At 65.7% G+C, this 17,565-nt stretch carries 16 protein-coding genes; 12 read left to right on the forward strand and 4 right to left on the reverse strand.

All coding sequences use genetic code 11. The features are described from left to right. The first annotated feature begins 21 nt into the window (after positions 1 to 21). The 3 genes from AC3ANW_RS10135 to AC3ANW_RS10145 all read left to right on the forward strand — a co-directional run bounded on the left by AC3ANW_RS10135 (position 22) and on the right by AC3ANW_RS10145 (position 4,150). A complete protein-coding gene (locus AC3ANW_RS10135) occupies positions 22 to 1,086 on the forward strand; it encodes a porin (protein ID WP_488345047.1) in 1,065 nt (354 codons plus the stop codon). Between the two features lie 20 nt (positions 1,087 to 1,106). Continuing rightward, a complete protein-coding gene (locus AC3ANW_RS10140) occupies positions 1,107 to 2,858 on the forward strand; it encodes a subtype B tannase (RefSeq protein WP_488345048.1) in 1,752 nt (583 codons plus the stop codon). A gap of 233 nt (positions 2,859 to 3,091) precedes the next feature. After that, positions 3,092 to 4,150 (forward strand): porin, encoded by a 1,059-nt coding sequence (locus AC3ANW_RS10145; protein WP_488345049.1) that lies wholly within the window; start codon positions 3,092 to 3,094, stop codon positions 4,148 to 4,150. Between the two features lie 10 nt (positions 4,151 to 4,160). Here AC3ANW_RS10145 and ligK read toward each other — a convergent pair whose 3' ends face one another. The 3 genes from ligK to AC3ANW_RS10160 all read right to left on the reverse strand — a co-directional run bounded on the left by ligK (position 4,161) and on the right by AC3ANW_RS10160 (position 6,949). Continuing rightward, entirely contained in the window at positions 4,161 to 4,844 is a 684-nt protein-coding gene (ligK, locus tag AC3ANW_RS10150) for a 4-carboxy-4-hydroxy-2-oxoadipate aldolase/oxaloacetate decarboxylase (protein ID WP_488345050.1), read from the reverse strand. Continuing rightward, on the reverse strand, positions 4,837 to 5,874 hold the full coding sequence (locus tag AC3ANW_RS10155) for an amidohydrolase family protein (protein ID WP_488345051.1): 1,038 nt from the start codon (positions 5,872 to 5,874) through the stop codon (positions 4,837 to 4,839). The genes ligK and AC3ANW_RS10155 overlap by 8 nt, the downstream gene beginning before the upstream one ends. Positions 5,875 to 5,947: 73 nt before the next feature. Next, positions 5,948 to 6,949 (reverse strand): Bug family tripartite tricarboxylate transporter substrate binding protein, encoded by a 1,002-nt coding sequence (locus AC3ANW_RS10160; protein ID WP_488345052.1) that lies wholly within the window; start codon positions 6,947 to 6,949, stop codon positions 5,948 to 5,950. 120 nt (positions 6,950 to 7,069) lie between these two features. Here AC3ANW_RS10160 and AC3ANW_RS10165 point away from each other — a divergent pair, with 120 nt between their 5' ends. Next, positions 7,070 to 7,774, forward strand: a complete 705-nt coding sequence (locus AC3ANW_RS10165; protein WP_488345053.1) for a substrate-binding domain-containing protein — start codon at positions 7,070 to 7,072, stop codon at positions 7,772 to 7,774. 49 nt (positions 7,775 to 7,823) lie between these two features. Here AC3ANW_RS10165 and AC3ANW_RS10170 read toward each other — a convergent pair whose 3' ends face one another. Beyond that, on the reverse strand, positions 7,824 to 8,804 hold the full coding sequence (locus AC3ANW_RS10170; RefSeq protein WP_488345054.1) for a Bug family tripartite tricarboxylate transporter substrate binding protein: 981 nt from the start codon (positions 8,802 to 8,804) through the stop codon (positions 7,824 to 7,826). Between the two features lie 103 nt (positions 8,805 to 8,907). Here AC3ANW_RS10170 and AC3ANW_RS10175 point away from each other — a divergent pair, with 103 nt between their 5' ends. The 8 genes from AC3ANW_RS10175 to AC3ANW_RS10210 all read left to right on the forward strand — a co-directional run bounded on the left by AC3ANW_RS10175 (position 8,908) and on the right by AC3ANW_RS10210 (position 17,565). Next, complete coding sequence (locus AC3ANW_RS10175) at positions 8,908 to 9,675, forward strand: IclR family transcriptional regulator (protein WP_488345055.1); 768 nt, start codon at positions 8,908 to 8,910, stop codon at positions 9,673 to 9,675. Positions 9,676 to 9,747: 72 nt separating this feature from the next. Beyond that, positions 9,748 to 10,764 (forward strand): LacI family DNA-binding transcriptional regulator, encoded by a 1,017-nt coding sequence (locus AC3ANW_RS10180; RefSeq protein WP_488345056.1) that lies wholly within the window; start codon positions 9,748 to 9,750, stop codon positions 10,762 to 10,764. A 98-nt stretch (positions 10,765 to 10,862) separates the two neighbouring features. Beyond that, a complete protein-coding gene (locus AC3ANW_RS10185; protein WP_488345057.1) occupies positions 10,863 to 11,705 on the forward strand; it encodes an NAD-dependent epimerase/dehydratase family protein in 843 nt (280 codons plus the stop codon). A gap of 67 nt (positions 11,706 to 11,772) precedes the next feature. Beyond that, entirely contained in the window at positions 11,773 to 12,750 is a 978-nt protein-coding gene (locus AC3ANW_RS10190; protein WP_488345058.1) for a TRAP transporter substrate-binding protein, read from the forward strand. 14 nt (positions 12,751 to 12,764) lie between these two features. Next, a complete protein-coding gene (locus AC3ANW_RS10195) occupies positions 12,765 to 13,265 on the forward strand; it encodes a TRAP transporter small permease (protein WP_488345059.1) in 501 nt (166 codons plus the stop codon). Further along, positions 13,262 to 14,557 (forward strand): TRAP transporter large permease, encoded by a 1,296-nt coding sequence (locus AC3ANW_RS10200; protein WP_488345060.1) that lies wholly within the window; start codon positions 13,262 to 13,264, stop codon positions 14,555 to 14,557. The genes AC3ANW_RS10195 and AC3ANW_RS10200 overlap by 4 nt, the downstream gene beginning before the upstream one ends. 209 nt (positions 14,558 to 14,766) lie before the next feature. After that, on the forward strand, positions 14,767 to 15,816 hold the full coding sequence (locus tag AC3ANW_RS10205) for an ABC transporter substrate-binding protein (RefSeq protein ID WP_488345061.1): 1,050 nt from the start codon (positions 14,767 to 14,769) through the stop codon (positions 15,814 to 15,816). Positions 15,817 to 15,879: 63 nt separating this feature from the next. Next, positions 15,880 to 17,565, forward strand: coding sequence for an ABC transporter permease subunit (locus tag AC3ANW_RS10210; protein ID WP_488345062.1), 1,686 nt, complete (start codon positions 15,880 to 15,882; stop codon positions 17,563 to 17,565).

Raw genomic sequence — 17,565 nt, forward strand, 5'->3', positions numbered from 1 at the left:
AAACCACCCCGAGGAGACAACATGAAAGTCAGAAGCAATGCCCTGCGGGCAGGCGCAGCCCTGGTCGCAAGCGGCGCCTTAGCAGGCATCGGCAGCCCCGCCCGGGCGCAGAGCAGCGTGAGCATCTACGGCAGCCTGGACCTGGGCGTCTATTCGAAACAGCTCAGCGGCGAGTCACGCACCCAGACACTGACCAGCGGCCTGATGAACGCATCGCGCTGGGGCGTCCGCGGGACGGAAGACCTGGGCGGCGGATTGAAGGCCCGCTTCGACATGAGCAGCTACATCCGGGTCGACACGGGTGAATACGGCCGCTCGGCCACCGATGCCTACTGGGCGCGTTATTCGTGGGTGGGCCTGGAAAACCAGGCGGGCCTGCTGCGCCTGGGCCGCATCTCCACGCCCAACTTCATCAACACCATCCGCTTCAACCCGTTTGCGGATTCGTCGCTGGCCCCGGTCTTCATGGCGACCTACCTGCCGAGCGCCGCGCAGCCGCTGATGACCAGCCACGGCGTGACCGACTCGGCCTGGAGCAACAGCATCGCCTACAACACGCCAAGCTGGAACGGCTGGGAAGGCGCGCTGCAATACGCCATGGCCGAGGGCACGACCTCGGGCCGGCGCTTCGGCGGCAGTGCCACCTACCTGAGCGACGGGCTGTCGCTGGGCCTGTCGGTCGAAAGCCTGTCGGGCATGGCGCTGAGCTATTCGAAGCCGCCGGCGGTCATCAACATCAATACCGACCGGGCAGCGCAGCTGGCCGCGGCCTATGACTTCAAGTTGCTCAAGGTCTACGGCCAGTACCAGCGCAGCAAGCTCGAGGCGCCCGGCGTGGACATCAGGCTCGGCACGGCTCAGGTGGGTGTCTCGGTGCCCTTCGGTGCGGGCAAGGCACTGGCCAGTTATGCCCACACCGACAAGGAACAGACGGCCATCGCCGATGTGAAGCGGTCCACGGTTTCGGTGGGCTACGACTACGCCTTGTCCAAACGGACCGATGTGTATGCGGTGCTGCTGACCGACAAGGTGACCAACACCGCACGCGGCAACGGCCTGGCCGTGGGCATTCGCCATAACTTCTGAAACGACAGCGGAGACAAGCAATGAAAACCACACTTACACGCCGCGGCCTCATCACCGCCATGCCCGCACTGGCTTCGGCCGGTGTGCTGGCCGGTTGCGGCGGCGGCAATTCGGCCGTGGTGGCGGATACGCCTGCGGCGGCCACGGCACCCGTGGCCACGGTGACACCCAACCCGAACGACGTGGCCCTGAAGTTCGACGCCGCCGCCTACACGACGGTCAATGTCACGCTGGACGGCGTGGCCCTGGCGGTGCGGCAGTACCGCATCGTTTATGTCGCCAAGCCGATCCGTTTCGCCATGACGCAGACCAGCCTGACCGGTGCCGCCACCACGCTGGCCGACCCGTTCGCGTACCAGACCATGATCGTCTCGGTAGCCGAAAGCCTGGTCGCGGACCAGACGCGGCCGATCTACATGGTGGTGAACAACGCCGGCTGGTTCAACAGTCCGGTCGCCACCACGATCAACGCCGGCGCCACCTTCGTCAGCACCAGCAACACCGACGCCATCGGCGCCGCACTGAAGGCCGGTTACGTGGTGGTCAACGTCGGCAGCCGTGGACGCGGTGCGCGCGCCGCGGACGGCCGCTGGGCCGGCAAGGCACCGGCCGCCATCGTCGACACCAAGGCGGCCATCCGCTACCTGCGGCTCAACGACAGCCTGATGCCGGGCACCACCAACCGCATCGTGCTGACCGGCACCAGCGGCGGCGGCGGACTGGTGTCTGCCGTGGCGGCCAGTGGCAACAGCGCCGATCACCTGCCTTTCCTGGCAGATATCGGCGCCGCCGGTGTCACCGGATCCGGCAGCACCGCGGCCAGCACGCTGAACGACGACCTGTTCGCCGTGGTCGCCTACTGTCCGATCAACAACCTGGGCAATGCCGACGCCGGCTACGAGTGGGAATACAACCCGGTCCGCAGCGACGGCAACACCGGCGCGTTGAACGCCATCGCCTATTCCGCGGGCCCGCAACCCGCCGCGTCGGCCGCCATCGCCGCGACGTTCCCGGCCTACCTGGCCGGCCTGAACCTCACCCGGGAGGACGGCTCCGCGCTGACCGCGGCCAACCTGCGCGACAGCACGCAGGCCCAGGTCAAGCGAGAGATCGAGGCACAGATCGCCAAGGGCACGGCGGTGCCGGCGCTGGGCGGCAACTTCACCATCGCCGGCACCATGGGTGCGGCCAGCACCACGGTAGTCAACGACTGGCTGACCCTGAGCGGCAGCGGCACCACCGCGACGGTGGCCGCCATCGATTACAACAAGTACCTCAAGTTCATCACGACCATCAAGGCGCTGAAGACGGTGGTAGCCTTCGACGCGACGGGTGTCACCGGCAACACGGCGGTCAGCGGCGAGACCAACCTGTTCGGCTCCGATGCGTTCGCCTATTCGAACTTCACCGAATGGAGCTGGAACAACAACCAGGTGCGCGGCGACGGCTCCGGCGCCGACGACACCGGCATGAGCTTCAGCGACTACATCGCCGCCAACGTCAACAACCTCGCGACGCAGCTCAAGCTGATCAACCCGCTGGCCTACCTCAATACCGCTGCCGATACGGCACCGTACTGGTACGTGCGCCACGGCATGATCGACCGCGACACCTCGTTCGCCATGCAGCTGGTCCTGTACTACGCCATTCGCAAGGATCCGACGGTGAAGGAGGTGGATTTCAAGATCCCCTACCTGGTGCCGCATTCGGGCAACTACGACGTGCAGGAAGCCTTCACCTGGATCAAAGCCAAGCTGGCGGCCAATCCCTGATCGCAAGGCTTCGAAGCAAGGTTCCGGCAGGGTAATCCCCGAAGAATTCCGCCAGCCGGAACGGTCTTGCCGGCCCTCGGTGCGCCTCCTATATTTCGCGCCATCGACGCCTCCAAGAGACAACAAAGACAAGGCGTCGAGGGCAGTTCACCTGCCCGGCAAGGAGGCTTCCCGGCAGTCACGCACCGCCAGGAAGCAGGGGCCCCAAGGGGCTGCAAACCATCGAGGAGACCATGAAGAAACGACTCATCACCGTGGCATTTCTCTGCCCCGTCGCCACCTGGGCGCAGAGCAGCGTGACCATCTACGGCATCGCAGACCTGGGCGTGCGGCACAGCACCGGCCTGAGTGCCGCACACGCGCCCGACCCCGGCACCACCAACGCCCTGACCAGCGGCATCGACAACACCAGCCGGCTGGGATTTCGTGGTGTCGAAGACCTGGGCGGCGGCATGAAGGCGCTGTTCAACCTGGAAACGGGCCTCAACTTCGACGCGGGCACCACGGTCAACACCGCCAAGTTCTTCGACCGCGCTTCCTTCATGGGGCTGGGCGGGGCCTGGGGCACGCTGACGGCCGGGCGTCACACCAACCTGCTGGCCGACGCCATCGGGCCGGTCGACGCGGTGGGCATGCGTTTCGCCAGTTTCAATCCCAACATCGTGACCACCGCGGTCAGCACGCACGGCCTCGGCATCGAATACGGAACCAGCGGTTCCACCACCGGTTCGTACCGGCTGGACAACTCGCTGAAATACACCGGCGTGTTCGGCCCCGTCACGGCCAAGGCGATGTACAGCTTCGGCGAGACCACCAATGCGACCTCTGCCAAGTCTTCCGCAGGCCTGGGAGCGCAATATCAGGTCGACCGACTGGTGGTCTCGGGTGCTTACCAGAACTTCAAGTCGGCGACCTTCCAGGATCTGGAAGCCGCCACGCTGGGCGCGTCGTACCAGCTCAGCGCACTGCGCCTTGCGGCCAACTACGGCCGCAACAAGGGCCAGACATCGGGTACGGCCAACACGGTGCAGAAAGTCGGCTCGTTCGGCGGCACCTGGGCCGCGTCCTCGGCGATCGACCTCACCGCGTCTTTCTACAAGCTCGACCGCACCCGAACCGGCGCGGCGGACGACGGCTATTCGCGCGTGATCCTGTTCGCCGAATACAAGTTCTCCCGCCGCACCCGGCTCTACGCCGAAGCCGACTACACCCGCTGGAAGAACAACTACCAGGGCGTCGCCAACAAACCGAAGGGCACCGGGGCGACGCTGGGCGTGATGCACAGCTTCTGAGCGCGACGTCTCAGTCGATATAACGCAGGCCGGCCCTGGCCAGACCGGGCCGCATGTCGTACATGTCCAGGCCCAGCACGCCGCTGGCGAGCCGGTCGCGTTTTTCGGCCTCGAGGGCCTCGCGTTGCCGGGCCTTCTCCAGCGTGGCAGCGGCGAGCCTGCGCGGCACGTTGACCACGCCGTCGTCGTCGGCCACGATCACATCGCCGGGCTCGACCAGCATGCCGGCACACACCACCGGAATGTTCACCGAGCCCAGCGTGGCCTTCACGCAGCCCTTCGCGCTGATGGCCTTGCTCCACACCGGAAAGCCCATTTCCTGCAGCACCTTCACATCACGCACACCCGCGTCGATGACCAGCGCCCGGGCGCCACGCGCCTGGAAACTGGTGGCCAGCAGGTCGCCGAAAAAGCCGTCGCCGTTAGGCGCGCTGAGCGCGGCGACCACGATGTCGCCGGGCTGGATCTGCTCGGCCACCACATGCAGCATCCAGTTGTCGCCGGGGTGCAGCAACACCGTCACGACCGTGCCGGAAACCTGCTGCCCGGGGTAGATCGGTCGCATGTAGGAAGCCAGCAGGCCGACGCGGCCCATCGCTTCATGAACCGTGGCCGAGCCCAGGCTGGCCAGTGCATCGGCGACGGTGCTGTCGGCGCGTTCGATGTTCCGGTAGACGACGCCGAGTTCATGCATGGCGGGTTTCCTCGAGGTTCTTGATGCGGGCGTCGAGCCGTGGAAACACCCGGCGGGCATTGCCTTCGTAGACCTGGTCGCGCGCCACCGTGCCGAGCCGGCTGGCCTCGATGTAGCGCTTCGTGTCGTCGTAGTAATGGCCGGTCTGCGGATCGATGCCGCGCACCGCGCCGATCATCTCGGAGGCGAACAGCACGTTCTTCACCGGCATCACCTGGGTCAGCAGGTCGATGCCCGGCTGGTGGTACACGCAGGTGTCGAAGAACACGTTGTTCAGCAGGTGCTCGTCGAGCAGGGGTTTCTTCATCTCCTGCGCCAGCCCGCGGAAGCGGCCCCAGTGGTAGGGCGCGGCGCCGCCGCCGTGCGGCACGATGAACTTCAGCGTGGGGAAGTCCTTGAACAGGTCGCCCTGGATCAGCTGCATCACCGCCGTGGTGTCGGCGTTGAGGTAGTGCGCGCCGGTGGTATGGAAACACGCGTTGCAACTGGTGCTGACGTGGATCATGGCGGGGATGTCCAGCTCGACCATCTTTTCGTAGATGGGGTACCAGTGGCGGTCGTACAGCGGCGGGCTGGTCCAGTGGCCGCCCGACGGATCGGGATTCAGGTTGATGCCGACGCAGCCCAGCTGATTCACGCTGCGCTCCAGTTCGGGGATACAGGTGGCCGGGTCCACGCCGGGCGACTGGGGCAGCATGGCGGCCGCGGCGAAACGGTCGGGGAACAGGCCCGCGACACGGGCGCACAGGTCGTTGCAGATGGCGGCCCAGGCCTGCGACACGGCAAGGTCGCCGATGTGGTGGGCCATGAAACTCGCGCGCGGGCTGAACACGGTGACGTCGATGCCGCGTTCGTCCATCAGCCTGAGCTGGTTGCCTTCGATCGACTCGCGCAGTTCGTCTTCGCCGATCTGCAGCTCGAACGCGCTGGGCGGAGGCGTGCCGTTGTCGAAGGCCTCGATCTGGCGCTTGCGCCAGGCCTCGAGTGCCGGCGGTGCGGTGGTGTAGTGGCCGTGGCAGTCGATGATCATGGGAAGAATCGAAGTGTGTGCTTGTGGGCTTGTGTGGATGGGTGAGTCGTGTGCGGGGGCAGGGGGCGCCGGCTCAGTCGACGGTGACCTTGGCCTGCCGGACCACCTGCGTCCAGCGGGCGAGGTCCTTGTCGATCAGCTGACCGAAGGCCTGCGGCGTGGTGGGCGTGGGCTCGGCGCCTTCGGCGGCCATGCGCCTGGAGACCTCGTCGGAATTGAGCGATGCGTTGATCTGCGTGTTGAGCCTGGCGACGATGTCTGCCGGCGTGCCGGCCGGTGCCACCAGTCCGTACCACTGGTCGGCCTCGAAACCTGCCGTGCCGGGCACGCCCGATTCGGCCACGGTGGGCACGTCGGGCAGCACCTGGATACGTTTCGGGCTGGAGATCGCGATGGGGATCATCTTGCCGCTCTTGATGAAGGGCATCAGGGCGGGCGCGCCGGTGAACAGCATCTGCAACTGGCCGGCCAGCAGGTCGTTGACCGACGGCGCGGTGCCGCGGTAGGGAATGTGCAGGGCCGAAGTGCCGGTCTGCATCTTCAGGTATTCCATGGTGATGTGCGCCGCGCTGCCGTTGCCGCCGGAACCATAGGAAAGCGCGCCGGGCCGGGCCTTCATCAGGGCCACGAGTTCCTTGAGGTTGCGCGCCGGCACCGACGGATGCACCACCAGGATGTTGGGCACACGGGCGACCCATGCGACCGGCGTGAATGCGCGGTTGGGAACCAGCCCCATCTTCGGATACAGCGATGGGTTGACCGCCAGCGTGCCGGTATGGCCCATGAACAGCGTGTAGCCGTCGGCCGGCGACCTGGCCGCCCGTTCGGTGGCGACGGTGCCGCCGGCTCCCGCCAGATTCTCGACCACCACCGGCTGGCCGAAGGCCTTGCCGATTTCGGTGCCGATGGAGCGGGCCAGCAGGTCGGCCGAGCCACCGGGCGTGAAGGGCACCAGGATTTTGATCGGGCGTGCCGGGTAGCTCTGCGCCGATGATGGGCCGGCAGTGCCAAGCAGTGCGGTGCCGAGCAGGGCGCCGCACAGGTCGCGCCGGTTCAGTTCAGGGAATTGCATCATCTTCTGTGTCTCCGAATGGATTTTCTGAGCAGCATAGGTTTCGGGATGACCACCGGCAAGGTCGTTTCATTGGGTGGAACGACCGCTGAATTCGGCGGTGAACGAGGTAAAAACCGCCGCATGAATCGTCCTGAATCCATCACACGCCTGCGCTGCATCTCGTCGATGGCGACGCGCCGACTGCTGCAGGAACTCGCGGCGCTATACATCGCCGCCGGCGACGTGCGCATCGAGATCGAATCGGTCGGCGGCGTCGATGCCGCGCGCCGGGTGGCGGCTGGCGAGGCCTTCGATGTGGTGGTGCTTGCCGGCGATGCGATGGCGGGCCTGCGGGCCTCGGGTGCGCTTCTGCCCGACAGCCAATCGGTGCTTGCGCGATCGTCGGTTGCGATGGCCCTGCCGGCCGGAGGCGTGGCGCCCGCAGTCGATACCGTGCCGCAGTTGCTGGACATCCTGATGGCGGCCGGCGCCATCGGATATTCGACCGGGCCCAGCGGCAAGGCGCTGCTCGGACGGCTGGATGGCTGGGGCGTTCTGGATGCTCTGGCGCCGCGCCTGGTGCAGGCGCCGCCGGGCCAGCCGGTGGCCGACATGGTCGCGCGGGGCGAGGTGTCCATCGGCTTTCAGCAACTGAGCGAAATGATCCATTCGCCCGGCATCACGCTTCTGACGCGCCTGCCGGCCGGAGCCGAAATCGTCACGGATTTCGTGGCCGGTGTATGCGCTTCTTCGACGCAGGTCGAGGCCGCCAGGATGTTCATCGGTTTTCTCTGCTCGACCGCAGCCGGTCCGGCCAAATTGGCCGAAGGCATGCAGCCGGCCTGAGCCGGCGGGCCGGCCCCGCGCCTGCGAAGGCTGGGCAGCCCGTGGTTCTTCAGTCGGGCTGGATGTTGGCGGCGCGGATCACGCGCTCCCACTTGGCCGACTCGGTCTTCAGGAAGGCAGACGCCTCGGCCGGGCTCGACGGCGTGATGACCGCTCCCAGGCCGTTGAGGCGTTCACGCACTGCGGGATCGGCCAGGGCCTTGCGGGTTTCGGCATTCAAACGGGCCACTACGTCGGCGGCTGTTCCGGCCGGGGCCAGCAGCGTCCACCAGACGGTCGCCTCGAAGTTGGGCAGGCCGGCTTCGGCCATCGTCGGCACGTTGGGCAGCATCGGCGCGCGCTGGTCGCCGCTGACGGCCAGGGCCTTCAGCTTGCCCGACTGCAGGTGCGGAAGCACTTCGAGCGGGTTCAGCAGCATGAAGGAAACCCGCCCGGCGATCAGGTCGATCAACGCCGGCGAGCCGCCCTTGTAGGCGACATGGATGGCGTCGAACTTGCCGACCGATTCGAAGAGCGCGCCGGCCAGGTGGCCGGACGTGCCGTTGCCGGCCGAACCGTAGGTCATCTCGCCGGGTTTGGCCTTGGCCGCGGCGATGAGTTCCTTCACCGAGTTGTACGGCTCCGACGCGGCGGTGACCAATACCAGCGGCGCATAACCCAGTCGGGAAATGGGCGCGAAATCCTTCAGGCCGTTGAAACCCAGCTTGGGGTAGAGCGTGTTGTTGGTCACCACGCCGTTGGCCGCCACCAGCAGGGTGTAGCCGTCGGCCGGCGACCGGGCGACGTTCTCGGTTCCGATGTTGGCGTTGGCGCCCGGTTTGTTGTCGATCACCACCGGCTGGCCCATCTGGGTTCCCAGCTTTTCGCCGACGCTGCGGCCCACGGTGTCGACCGCACCGCCGGCGGCGAAGGGCACGACCAGCCGGATCAGCTTGTTGGGATAGGCGCCCTGGGCGGACGCGGACGTGGCGATCAGCGCCAGTAGCAGAGGCGCGAACGCACGGCGCATGGATACGAAAGTCGATTGCATGGGAAGTCTCCTTTTCCCGAGGATAGAAAGCGTCGGCCAGCGGCACAATCTCGTTTTGCCTGGCGGAATGGTTTATGCCGGGAAAACCCTGAATTCCTGTCGCATGACACCTTCCGATTCCGCCGCCCGCCCGCCTGCAACCGAAGACACCGTCAACGCGGTGACCCGATCGCTCGGCATCCTGGACGCTTTCGGGATGACCGATTCGCACTTGGCGCTGGCCGAACTGGCGCGGCGCACCGGCGTTCCCAAACCGACCGTGCTGCGGCTGGCGCGAACCCTTGCGCAGTCGGGTTACCTGGTGGCGCTCGATGGTGGCGCCTGGCGTCTGGGACCTGCGGCAGCGCGGCTGGGAGCGCGTTACCAGCGGGCCTTCGACCTGCGCAACCTGATCGAGCCGGCCTTGCAGAAACTGGCTGACGACACCGGCCGCAGCGCGTCCTTCTTTGCGCTCGAAGACCGCCAGCGGGTGCGGCTGCTGAGGGTGCGTGGCAAGGACGGTTTCGTCAGCCCGACACGGGTAGGGGAGTCGTTGCCGCTCGAGAAAGGGGCGGCGGGTCAGGTGATCCTGGCGTTTTCGGGCGGGCGGGGACATGCGCTGGCGGCCATCCGCGAACGCGGCTGGCACCTGACAGTCGGGGAGGCCGACGCGGGCTCCGCCAGCGTCGCCGCGCCGGTCTACGCAGGCCCGCGCACCCTGCTCGGCGCCATCAGCCTGGTGGCTCCGGCGGACGGCGCGGCGGTGCAGGAACTGGAGCGGCACGCCGCCTCGCTGACGGCGGCCGCGAACGAGCTTTCCAGGGCTTTCTCCAGCACCGCGTTCAAGGCGGTCGACCGTGTGACGATGCGGTCGCTCTGGTATCCGGAGTAGGTTCGCCAGGCCCGCAGGTATAAAGCAGCCGATGCATTTCCCGACCTTCCCGAAACCTTCCACGCACCGCACATGAGCGCCCCACGCAAGCGCCCCGCAACGCTCCGTGACGTCGCCCATGCGGCCGGCGTCTCGACCGCCACCGTCTCCAAGTTCATCAACGGCAACCAGCGTTTCACCACCGAGGTGGAAACCCGCATCGCCGATGCCGTGAGCAGGCTCGGCTATTCGCTGAACCCCATGGCGCGCGGCATGATCACCGGCCAGACCGGCAATGTCGGAATCGTCATCCTGGACATCCGCAACCCTCACTTCACCAGCCTGATCAAGGGCGCATCGCGGGTAGCCACCGCCGACGGGCTCAACCTCATCATCGCGGACGCCGCCGAAAGCACCTTGCCCGAACTGGCGGTGCTGCAGGCGCTCACCCGTCGTGTCGACGGCCTGATCGTCAGTGCGCGGTTGCCGGCGCCCGTGATCGACGGGCTGCTCGACAGCGGCACGCCGGTCGTGTTTTATGGAAAGTCGGCCGAATTCGCCGGCAGCCACAGCGTCGGCTGCGACAACATCACCGCCGGCCTGATGATCGGCCGCCACCTGCGCGAGCTGGGCCATCGACGCATCTGCTACCTGGGTTTCTCCGGCGCGCGCTGGAGCCACGAACGTGCGCTCGGCCTGCAGAAGGCATTCGAGGACACGCCCGGCGCGCGTGTGCGGGTGGTCGATGCCGCCGGGCCGTCCACGGAGGATGCAGAACGCATGGCATCCACCGTGTTGCTGTCCGACGAAAAGGACGATGCCATCGTGGCCTACAACGACCTGATGGCGCTCGGCGTGCTGCTCGAGGCCCGGTCGCTCGGCATCCGTGTGCCCGAGCAGCTTTCGGTCGCGGGCTTCGACAACATCGCCTACGGTCGCTTGTCCAGCCCGGCGCTCACCAGCGTGGACATGATGGGCGAGGCTACCGGTGAACTCGCCATGCGCAGGCTCATCGGGGTCATCAAGGGCGAACCGGCAGGGTCCGAAAGCGACATGCTGCCCAGCCGGGTCGTGGTACGCGAATCCACCGCGGCACGACATTCCGGGTAAACGATTAGCTGCCGATATTGACGAAAAGCCGAGCGGGGAAGAGCATCGAGACTCTGTATCCGCTCTGTTAACGCAACTCGGAGTTAAACGTTTACGCGATGGATTTCCCCACCAATCCAGATGGCCTGGCGACCAGGCCCCGACGTTTGTTGCTGACTGGCGCCGCCGGCGGACTGGGCCGGGTGCTGCGCGAGCGCCTGGCGCCCACGTCGGGCGATGGCCGGCTGCTGAGGGTGTCGGACATCGCCGACCTCGGCGCACCGCGCGGCCCGCACGAGGAAGTCGTGCAGTGCGATCTGGCCGACAAGGAGGCGGTAGACGCCTTGCTCGAAGGCTGCGACGCCGTGGTGCACCTCGGCGGCATCTCGGTCGAGCGGCCTTTCGAGGAAATCGTAGAGGCCAATATCCGCGGCACCTTTCACGTGTACGAAGGCGCGCGCCGCCACGGCGTGCGGCGGGTGGTGTTCGCCAGTTCCAACCATGTGATCGGTTTCTACCGGCAAAGCGAGGTACTCGACGCTGCAGTGCTGCGCCGGCCCGACGGCTATTACGGCCTGTCCAAATCCTTCGGCGAGGACCTGGCGCAGTTCTATTTCGACCGCTACGGCATCGAGACGGTCAGCCTGCGCATCGGTTCGTCCTTTCCGGAGCCGGCCAACCGCCGGATGATGAGCACCTGGCTGAGTTTCGACGACCTGACCGCGCTGGTCGAGCAGTCGCTTTCCACACCGGACGTCGGCCACACGGTGGTTTACGGCGCGTCGGCCAACCGCGATGTCTGGTGGGACAACCATGCCGCCGCCCGCCTGGGCTGGACGCCCCGCGACACCTCCGAAATCTTCCGACACAAGGTGGAGTCCCAGCCACCGGTGGCCGCCACCGATCCCAACGCCATCTACCAGGGCGGCGCCTTTACCGCCCAGGGCCCGTTCGGCGACTGAAGGCCGGGTCCCAACGTTTTCCTGCGCACCGTTCGATCAACAACACACGGACAAAAAGAGACAAGACATGAAACTGCGTTCCACCCTTCTGGTTTCTTCCCTGCTGGCCTCGGTGCTGGCCATGCCGCTCGCCTCGCGGGCCACCGAGTTCCGCTCGGCGGACATCCATCCGGACGGCTATCCGACGGTCGATGCGGTGAAGTTCATGGGCGAGCGCCTCAAGGCCATCTCAGGCGGCAAGAACACCGTCCGCGTCTACAACAACAGCGCCCTGGGCGGCGAGAAGGACACCATCGAGCAGGCCAAGATCGGCGCGATCCAGATGGTGCGAGTCAATGTCGGCGCGATGAACAACATCTGCCCCGAGACGCTGGTGCCGACCATGCCGTTCCTGTTCCGTTCGGTGGACCACCTGCACAAGGTGCTCGACGGTCCGGTCGGGGAAGAAATCCTGAAGGCATGCGAAAAACAGGGTTTCGTCGGCCTGGCCTTCTACGACAGCGGCTCGCGTTCGGTCTTCACCGCCAAGAAGCCGGTGAAGAGCCTTGCCGACATGAAGGGCCTGAAAGTGCGGGTGCAGCAGTCCGACCTGTGGGTCAGCACCATGGAAGCCATGGGCGCCAACGCCACGCCGATGCCGCAGGGCGAGGTGTACACCGGCCTCAAGACCGGCCTGATCGACGCCGCCGAGAACAACTACCCCACCTACGAAAGCTCGCGCGCCTTCGAGGTCGCCAAGTTCTACAGCCGTACCGAACATTCGATGGCGCCCGAAATCCTGCTGTTCTCGAAACGTGCCTGGGACAGGCTTTCGGCGGAAGAACAGACCCAGGTCCGCCAGGCCGCGAAGGAATCCGTGCCCTACATGCGCAAGCTGTGGGCCGACCGCGAGGTCAAGTCGCTCGAGATCGCCAAGGCCGGCGGTGCGGAAATCATCGATGTCGACAAGAAGCCTTTCCAGGCGGCGATGAAACCGGTGTACGACAAGTACATCACCGATGCCAAGCTCAAGGACCTGGTCAAGCGCACCCAGGACACGCAGTGACCGGGAAGCCCTCCATGTACTCGCGGCTCTGCCGTTCCCTGGCACGGTCGTGCATGTGGCTGGGCGTCTTCGGCCTGGTGGCGCTCATCTGCGCCGTCAGCTGGCAGGTGTTCGGCCGTTATGTGCTCAACAGCACGCCCACCTGGGCCGAAAGCCTGGCCCTGCTGCTGGTGCTTTACGTGACCATGTTCGGCGTGGCCGTCGGCGTTCGCGATGCCGGCCATATCGGGCTTGAATCCTTCCTGGTCCTGGCCCCCGACTGGCTGCGCACCCGGATGGAATTCCTGATCCACGGCCTGGTGTTGCTGTTCGGCCTGGCCATGGCCTGGAACTGCGCCTCGCTGGCGCATTCGGTCTGGGACTACCGGCTGCCGACGCTGCCGCTGTCCGAGGGCTGGAAATACGTGCCGGCCACCATTGCCGGCGTGCTGATCACGATGTTCTCCATCGAACACATCATCGCCCTCGCGCAAGGCCGCGAAGTCGAGCCCAGCTTCAACATCCACAAGCCATGACCGTCCCACTCCTGATCCTGAGCGTGTCGTTCACGCTGCTGCTGCTGCTGGGGGTGCCGGTCGCCTTCTCGATCGGCCTGTCGGCCCTGGCGACGCTGCTGTACGAAGGCCTGCCTCTGGAGGTGGGTTTCCAGCAGATGACGTCCGGCATGGGGGTCTTCTCGTTCCTGGCGATCCCGTTCTTCATCTTCGCCGGCGAACTGATGCTCTATGGCGGCATCGCCGACCGCATCGTCAACTTCGCCCGCAACCTGGTGGGCCATGTACGCGGCGGCCTGGGCATGTCGAACGTGGTGGCCTGCACGCTGTTCGGCGGCGTTTCGGGTTCGCCGGTGGCCGATGTTTCGGCCATGGGCGCAGTGATGATCCCGATGATGAAAAAGGAGGGTTACCACGCCGACTACGCAGTCAACGTGACCACCCATGCGGCCCTGGTCGGAGCGTTGATGCCGACCAGCCACAACCTCATCATCTATTCGCTGGCGGCCGGCGGAAAGGTGTCGATCGCGGCGCTGATCCTGGCGGCGCTGGTGCCGGCCCTGGTGCTGACCATCAGCAACCTGGCCGCGGCGTACTTCGTGGCGGTGCACCGGGGTTACCCGGCCGGCACCTTCCCCGGCTGGCACATCGTGGCTCGGTCCTTCGCGGCGGCGCTGCCGGGGCTGTTCATCGTCGTGCTGATCCTGGGCGGCATCCTGTCGGGCGTCTTCACCGCGACCGAGTCGGCGGCGGTGGCGGTGCTGTATGCGCTGGCGCTGACCGTACTGCTGTACCGAACGCTGAAGTGGGAACATTTCCTGAAGGCGGCCATGAAGGCGGTGCGGACCACCGGCGTCATCCTTCTGCTGATCGGCATCTCCAGCACCTTCGGTTATCTCATCAGCTTCTACGGCGTGGCCGAACTGACCGGCAAGCTGCTGTCGGAGATCACCACCACGCCCTGGATGATCTTCCTGCTGATCAACGTCATATTGTTCGTGCTGGGCACTTTCCTGGACATGGCGGCGACCATCCTGCTGTGCACGCCCATCTTTTTGCCGATCGCCCAGCATTACGGCATGTCTTCGGTGCAGTTCGGCATCGTCATGCTGATCAACTGCGCCCTGGGGCTCAACACGCCACCGGTGGGCACCACCCAGTTCGTGGGTTGTGCCATCGGCGGGGTGTCCGTCGGCGCGGTGATGAAGACCATCTGGCCCTTCTACGGCGCGCTGATCTTCGCGTTGATGCTGGTGACCTTCGTTCCGGCGTTCTCGACCTGGCTGCCGAGCATGTTCATGGTGGTGCGTTGACCGGAATGACGCACGGACCGGCGTCACGATGACCCGGTCCGGTGCACGCCGCCCTCTATTTTTCCCTTCGAAGCATGCCGTCCTTCCTCTGACGCCTTAAGAAAATTCCACTGGTATACCAATGGCATGCGACTTGCATACCGTTGGTATCGCTGCGCACAAGGCCTGTGTGCGGCGTCCTCGACCAGGGTGTTTCACGGGAGCGTTAGATGAAAAGCAAGTTTCTGAAGTTGGCGGCCAGCCTGCTGGCTGCATCGGTTCTTTCCAGCGGCGCGGTACACGCGGCCGAGCTGAATTTCGCCAGCTGGGGCGGCGCCTACCAGGGCGCCATCCGCGACGCCTGGCTCAAGCCTTTTGCCAAGGAAACCGGCATCAAGGTGATCGAGGACACCGACCCCCAGGTAGCCAAGATCCGCGCCATGATCGACACGAAGTCGATTGCCTGGGACGTGGTCAGCGAGAACAGCGCGCGTCTGGCGCGCGGCGTGAAGCTGGGTGTGTTCGAGAAGATCACGCCCGAGATGGTCGATCAGAAACACATGATCCCCGGCGCGCGCAACGACTACGGCGTGCCAACCGAAATCTTCGCCACGCTGGTGGCTTATTCGACCAAGGCCTTCCCGGCCGGCAAACCTCAGCCGAGCACCTTCGCCGACTTCTGGGATGTGCAGAAATTCCCCGGCAAACGCACGCTGCAGGACGATCCTTCCACCGTGCTCGAAGCTGCGCTGATCGCGGACGGGGTGCCGCCGGGCGATGTCTACAAGGTGCTTTCGACGCCTGCCGGTGTGGACCGTGCGATGAAGCAGATCGAGAAGATCAAGCCTTACGTAGCCACCTGGTGGAAGAACGGTGCCGAGCCGGTGAACACGCTGGGCAGCGGCGAAGTTGTCATGGCGCTGGGCTGGAACGGCCGGTTCGACGCCGGCATCGCGGCTGGTTTGCCGATCGCCATGGGCTGGGGCAATTCCGTTGCGCAAGTGGGTTACATGGCACTGGTGAAAGGGGCGCAGAACCGGCCGGAGGCCATCAAGCTGTTGAACTACATCGCCGTGCCGAAGAACCAGGCGGAGTTCAGCAAGTACATCGCCTACGGGCCCACGACCGAAGCTGCACTGCCCCTGATCGACGAGGCTCGCAAGCAGCGCTTGCCTTCCACTCCGGAGCGATTGAAGACCGCCGTGTTCATGGATTCCGAGTTCTGGGAAACCCACGGGCCGGCGATTGTGGAGCGGTACAACGCTATTCGGGCTCGGTGAGTCTTTTCTTCGGTGGTTGTTTTGCTGCTTCTTCCACTGCTTCGCAGGTGCGCCCGACCCCTCATGACCGCCATCCCTCACACAACCCGCCCCCGCGTGCGCACTGGCAAACCGACCGCCGCGGCACTGGCAGCGCTCCCCCTGCTGCTATTCCTGCTGGCGTTTTTCATAGGCCCCATCGCCGGGCTCATGAAAGAAGGTTTCCTGAAAGAGGGAAACCTGAGCCTGGCCCACTACCAGCATCTGCTCGACACGCCCATCTACCGGATCGTGCTCGGCAACACCTTCACCATCGCCGCAGCCGTCACGCTCAGCAGCGTGGTCATGAGCTACCCCCTGGCCTACCTCATGGCCAGCGTCAGCCCCCGCACCGCAAGACTGCTGTTCTTCGTCGTGCTTCTGCCTTTCTGGTCCAGCGCCCTGGTGCGGACATCCGCCTGGATCGCGCTGCTCGGCAAGAACGGCCCGCTCAATGCCTTGCTGACCGGCACCGGCCTGACCGACGCACCCATCGCGTTCCTCTACAACTTCACCGGCGTGATGATCGGCACCACCCACGTGCTGATGCCCTTCGTGCTGCTGCCGCTCTATGCCTCGTTCAAGGCCATGGACCATTCGGTGGTGCAGGCGGCCCAGAGCCTTGGCGCACGGTCGGTCGCCATCTTCTGGAAGGTGGTGATGCCGCTGACCAGCCCGGGTGTGGTGGCCGGCGGCATCATCGTTTTCATGAACGCGGTGGGTTACTACATCACGCCCTCGCTGATGGGCGGGCCGGGCCAGCGCATGGCTGCGGAACTGATCTCGCACAACATCACCGAAGACCTGAACTGGGGCCTGGCCGCCGCGCTGGCCGGCGTGCTGCTGGTCACCGTGCTGTTTCTGCTGTGGATGTTCAACCGCCTGTTCGGGCTGGACAAACTGATCAGCGGATCGGCCGGCAAGGGCAGCAGCCATGTGACGACCAGGCGCACGCCGGGCGGCCGGGTCTCGGTGATCGCGGGCATCGCCGGCGCCGTCTTCCTGATCCTGCCGATCGTCGTGGTGATACCGATGAGTTTCGGCACCTCGCAGTACCCGTCGTTCCCGCCGCCCGAATACGGCCTGCGCTGGTACAGCAGCTTTCTCGAGGAATCGAAATGGCTGGACGCCCTCTGGTCCAGTCTGAAGGTCGGGCTGGTGGTGACGGTGCTGGCCAGCGTGCTGGGCATCAGCGCGGCGCTGGGCGTGCACAAGATGAAGTCGCCCGCCAAGGTGTGGCTGGACGCGCTGTTCATCGTGCCGATGTCGGTGCCGGCCATCATCACCGGGGTGTCGCTGTATTACCTGACGGCACCGCTGGGCTGGGTCGCCAATTCGGTGGCGGTCATTCTGGGCCACACGGTGCTGGCCGCGCCCTATGTCTACATCACCGTCCGGGCGGCGCTGCGCAGCTTCGATCCGAGCCTGGAACTGGCCGCGTTGGGCCTGGGCGCCACCTGGCCGGTGATGTTCCGGCTGGTCATGCTGCCCGCGCTGATGCCCAGCCTGGCGGGAGCGGCCATCTTCGCCTTCGTCACCTCCTTCGACGATGTGGTGATGGCCTTGTTCCTGACCACGGTGCGCAACCGCACCTTGCCCAAACTCATGTTCGAAGGCCTGTCCACCGACTTCGACCCGACGGTGATTTCCGCGTCCTGCCTGCTGGTGGGCGCGACCGCCGTGATCCTCATCGCCAACCAGTTCCTCAGCCGCAAGAAGGCAGGTGCCTGA

The organism is Xylophilus sp. PBN-3R (genome assembly GCF_057747805.1).

Bases quoted from the DNA above. Each gene is read 5' to 3' on its own strand.
- AC3ANW_RS10140 (WP_488345048.1), top strand. From the start codon at position 1,107: ATGAAAACCACACTTACACGCCGCGGCCTCATCACCGCCATGCCCGCA.
- AC3ANW_RS10155 (WP_488345051.1), bottom strand. From the start codon at position 5,874: ATGATCATCGACTGCCACGGCCACTACACCACCGCACCGCCGGCACTC.
- AC3ANW_RS10165 (WP_488345053.1), top strand. From the start codon at position 7,070: ATGAATCGTCCTGAATCCATCACACGCCTGCGCTGCATCTCGTCGATG.
- AC3ANW_RS10160 (WP_488345052.1), bottom strand. From the start codon at position 6,949: ATGATGCAATTCCCTGAACTGAACCGGCGCGACCTGTGCGGCGCCCTG.
- AC3ANW_RS10190 (WP_488345058.1), top strand. From the start codon at position 11,773: ATGAAACTGCGTTCCACCCTTCTGGTTTCTTCCCTGCTGGCCTCGGTG.
- AC3ANW_RS10210 (WP_488345062.1), top strand. From the start codon at position 15,880: ATGACCGCCATCCCTCACACAACCCGCCCCCGCGTGCGCACTGGCAAA.
- AC3ANW_RS10185 (WP_488345057.1), top strand. From the start codon at position 10,863: ATGGATTTCCCCACCAATCCAGATGGCCTGGCGACCAGGCCCCGACGT.
- AC3ANW_RS10145 (WP_488345049.1), top strand. From the start codon at position 3,092: ATGAAGAAACGACTCATCACCGTGGCATTTCTCTGCCCCGTCGCCACC.
- AC3ANW_RS10135 (WP_488345047.1), top strand. From the start codon at position 22: ATGAAAGTCAGAAGCAATGCCCTGCGGGCAGGCGCAGCCCTGGTCGCA.
- ligK (WP_488345050.1), bottom strand. From the start codon at position 4,844: ATGCATGAACTCGGCGTCGTCTACCGGAACATCGAACGCGCCGACAGC.
- AC3ANW_RS10170 (WP_488345054.1), bottom strand. From the start codon at position 8,804: ATGCAATCGACTTTCGTATCCATGCGCCGTGCGTTCGCGCCTCTGCTA.
- AC3ANW_RS10175 (WP_488345055.1), top strand. From the start codon at position 8,908: ATGACACCTTCCGATTCCGCCGCCCGCCCGCCTGCAACCGAAGACACC.
- AC3ANW_RS10205 (WP_488345061.1), top strand. From the start codon at position 14,767: ATGAAAAGCAAGTTTCTGAAGTTGGCGGCCAGCCTGCTGGCTGCATCG.
- AC3ANW_RS10195 (WP_488345059.1), top strand. From the start codon at position 12,765: ATGTACTCGCGGCTCTGCCGTTCCCTGGCACGGTCGTGCATGTGGCTG.
- AC3ANW_RS10200 (WP_488345060.1), top strand. From the start codon at position 13,262: ATGACCGTCCCACTCCTGATCCTGAGCGTGTCGTTCACGCTGCTGCTG.
- AC3ANW_RS10180 (WP_488345056.1), top strand. From the start codon at position 9,748: ATGAGCGCCCCACGCAAGCGCCCCGCAACGCTCCGTGACGTCGCCCAT.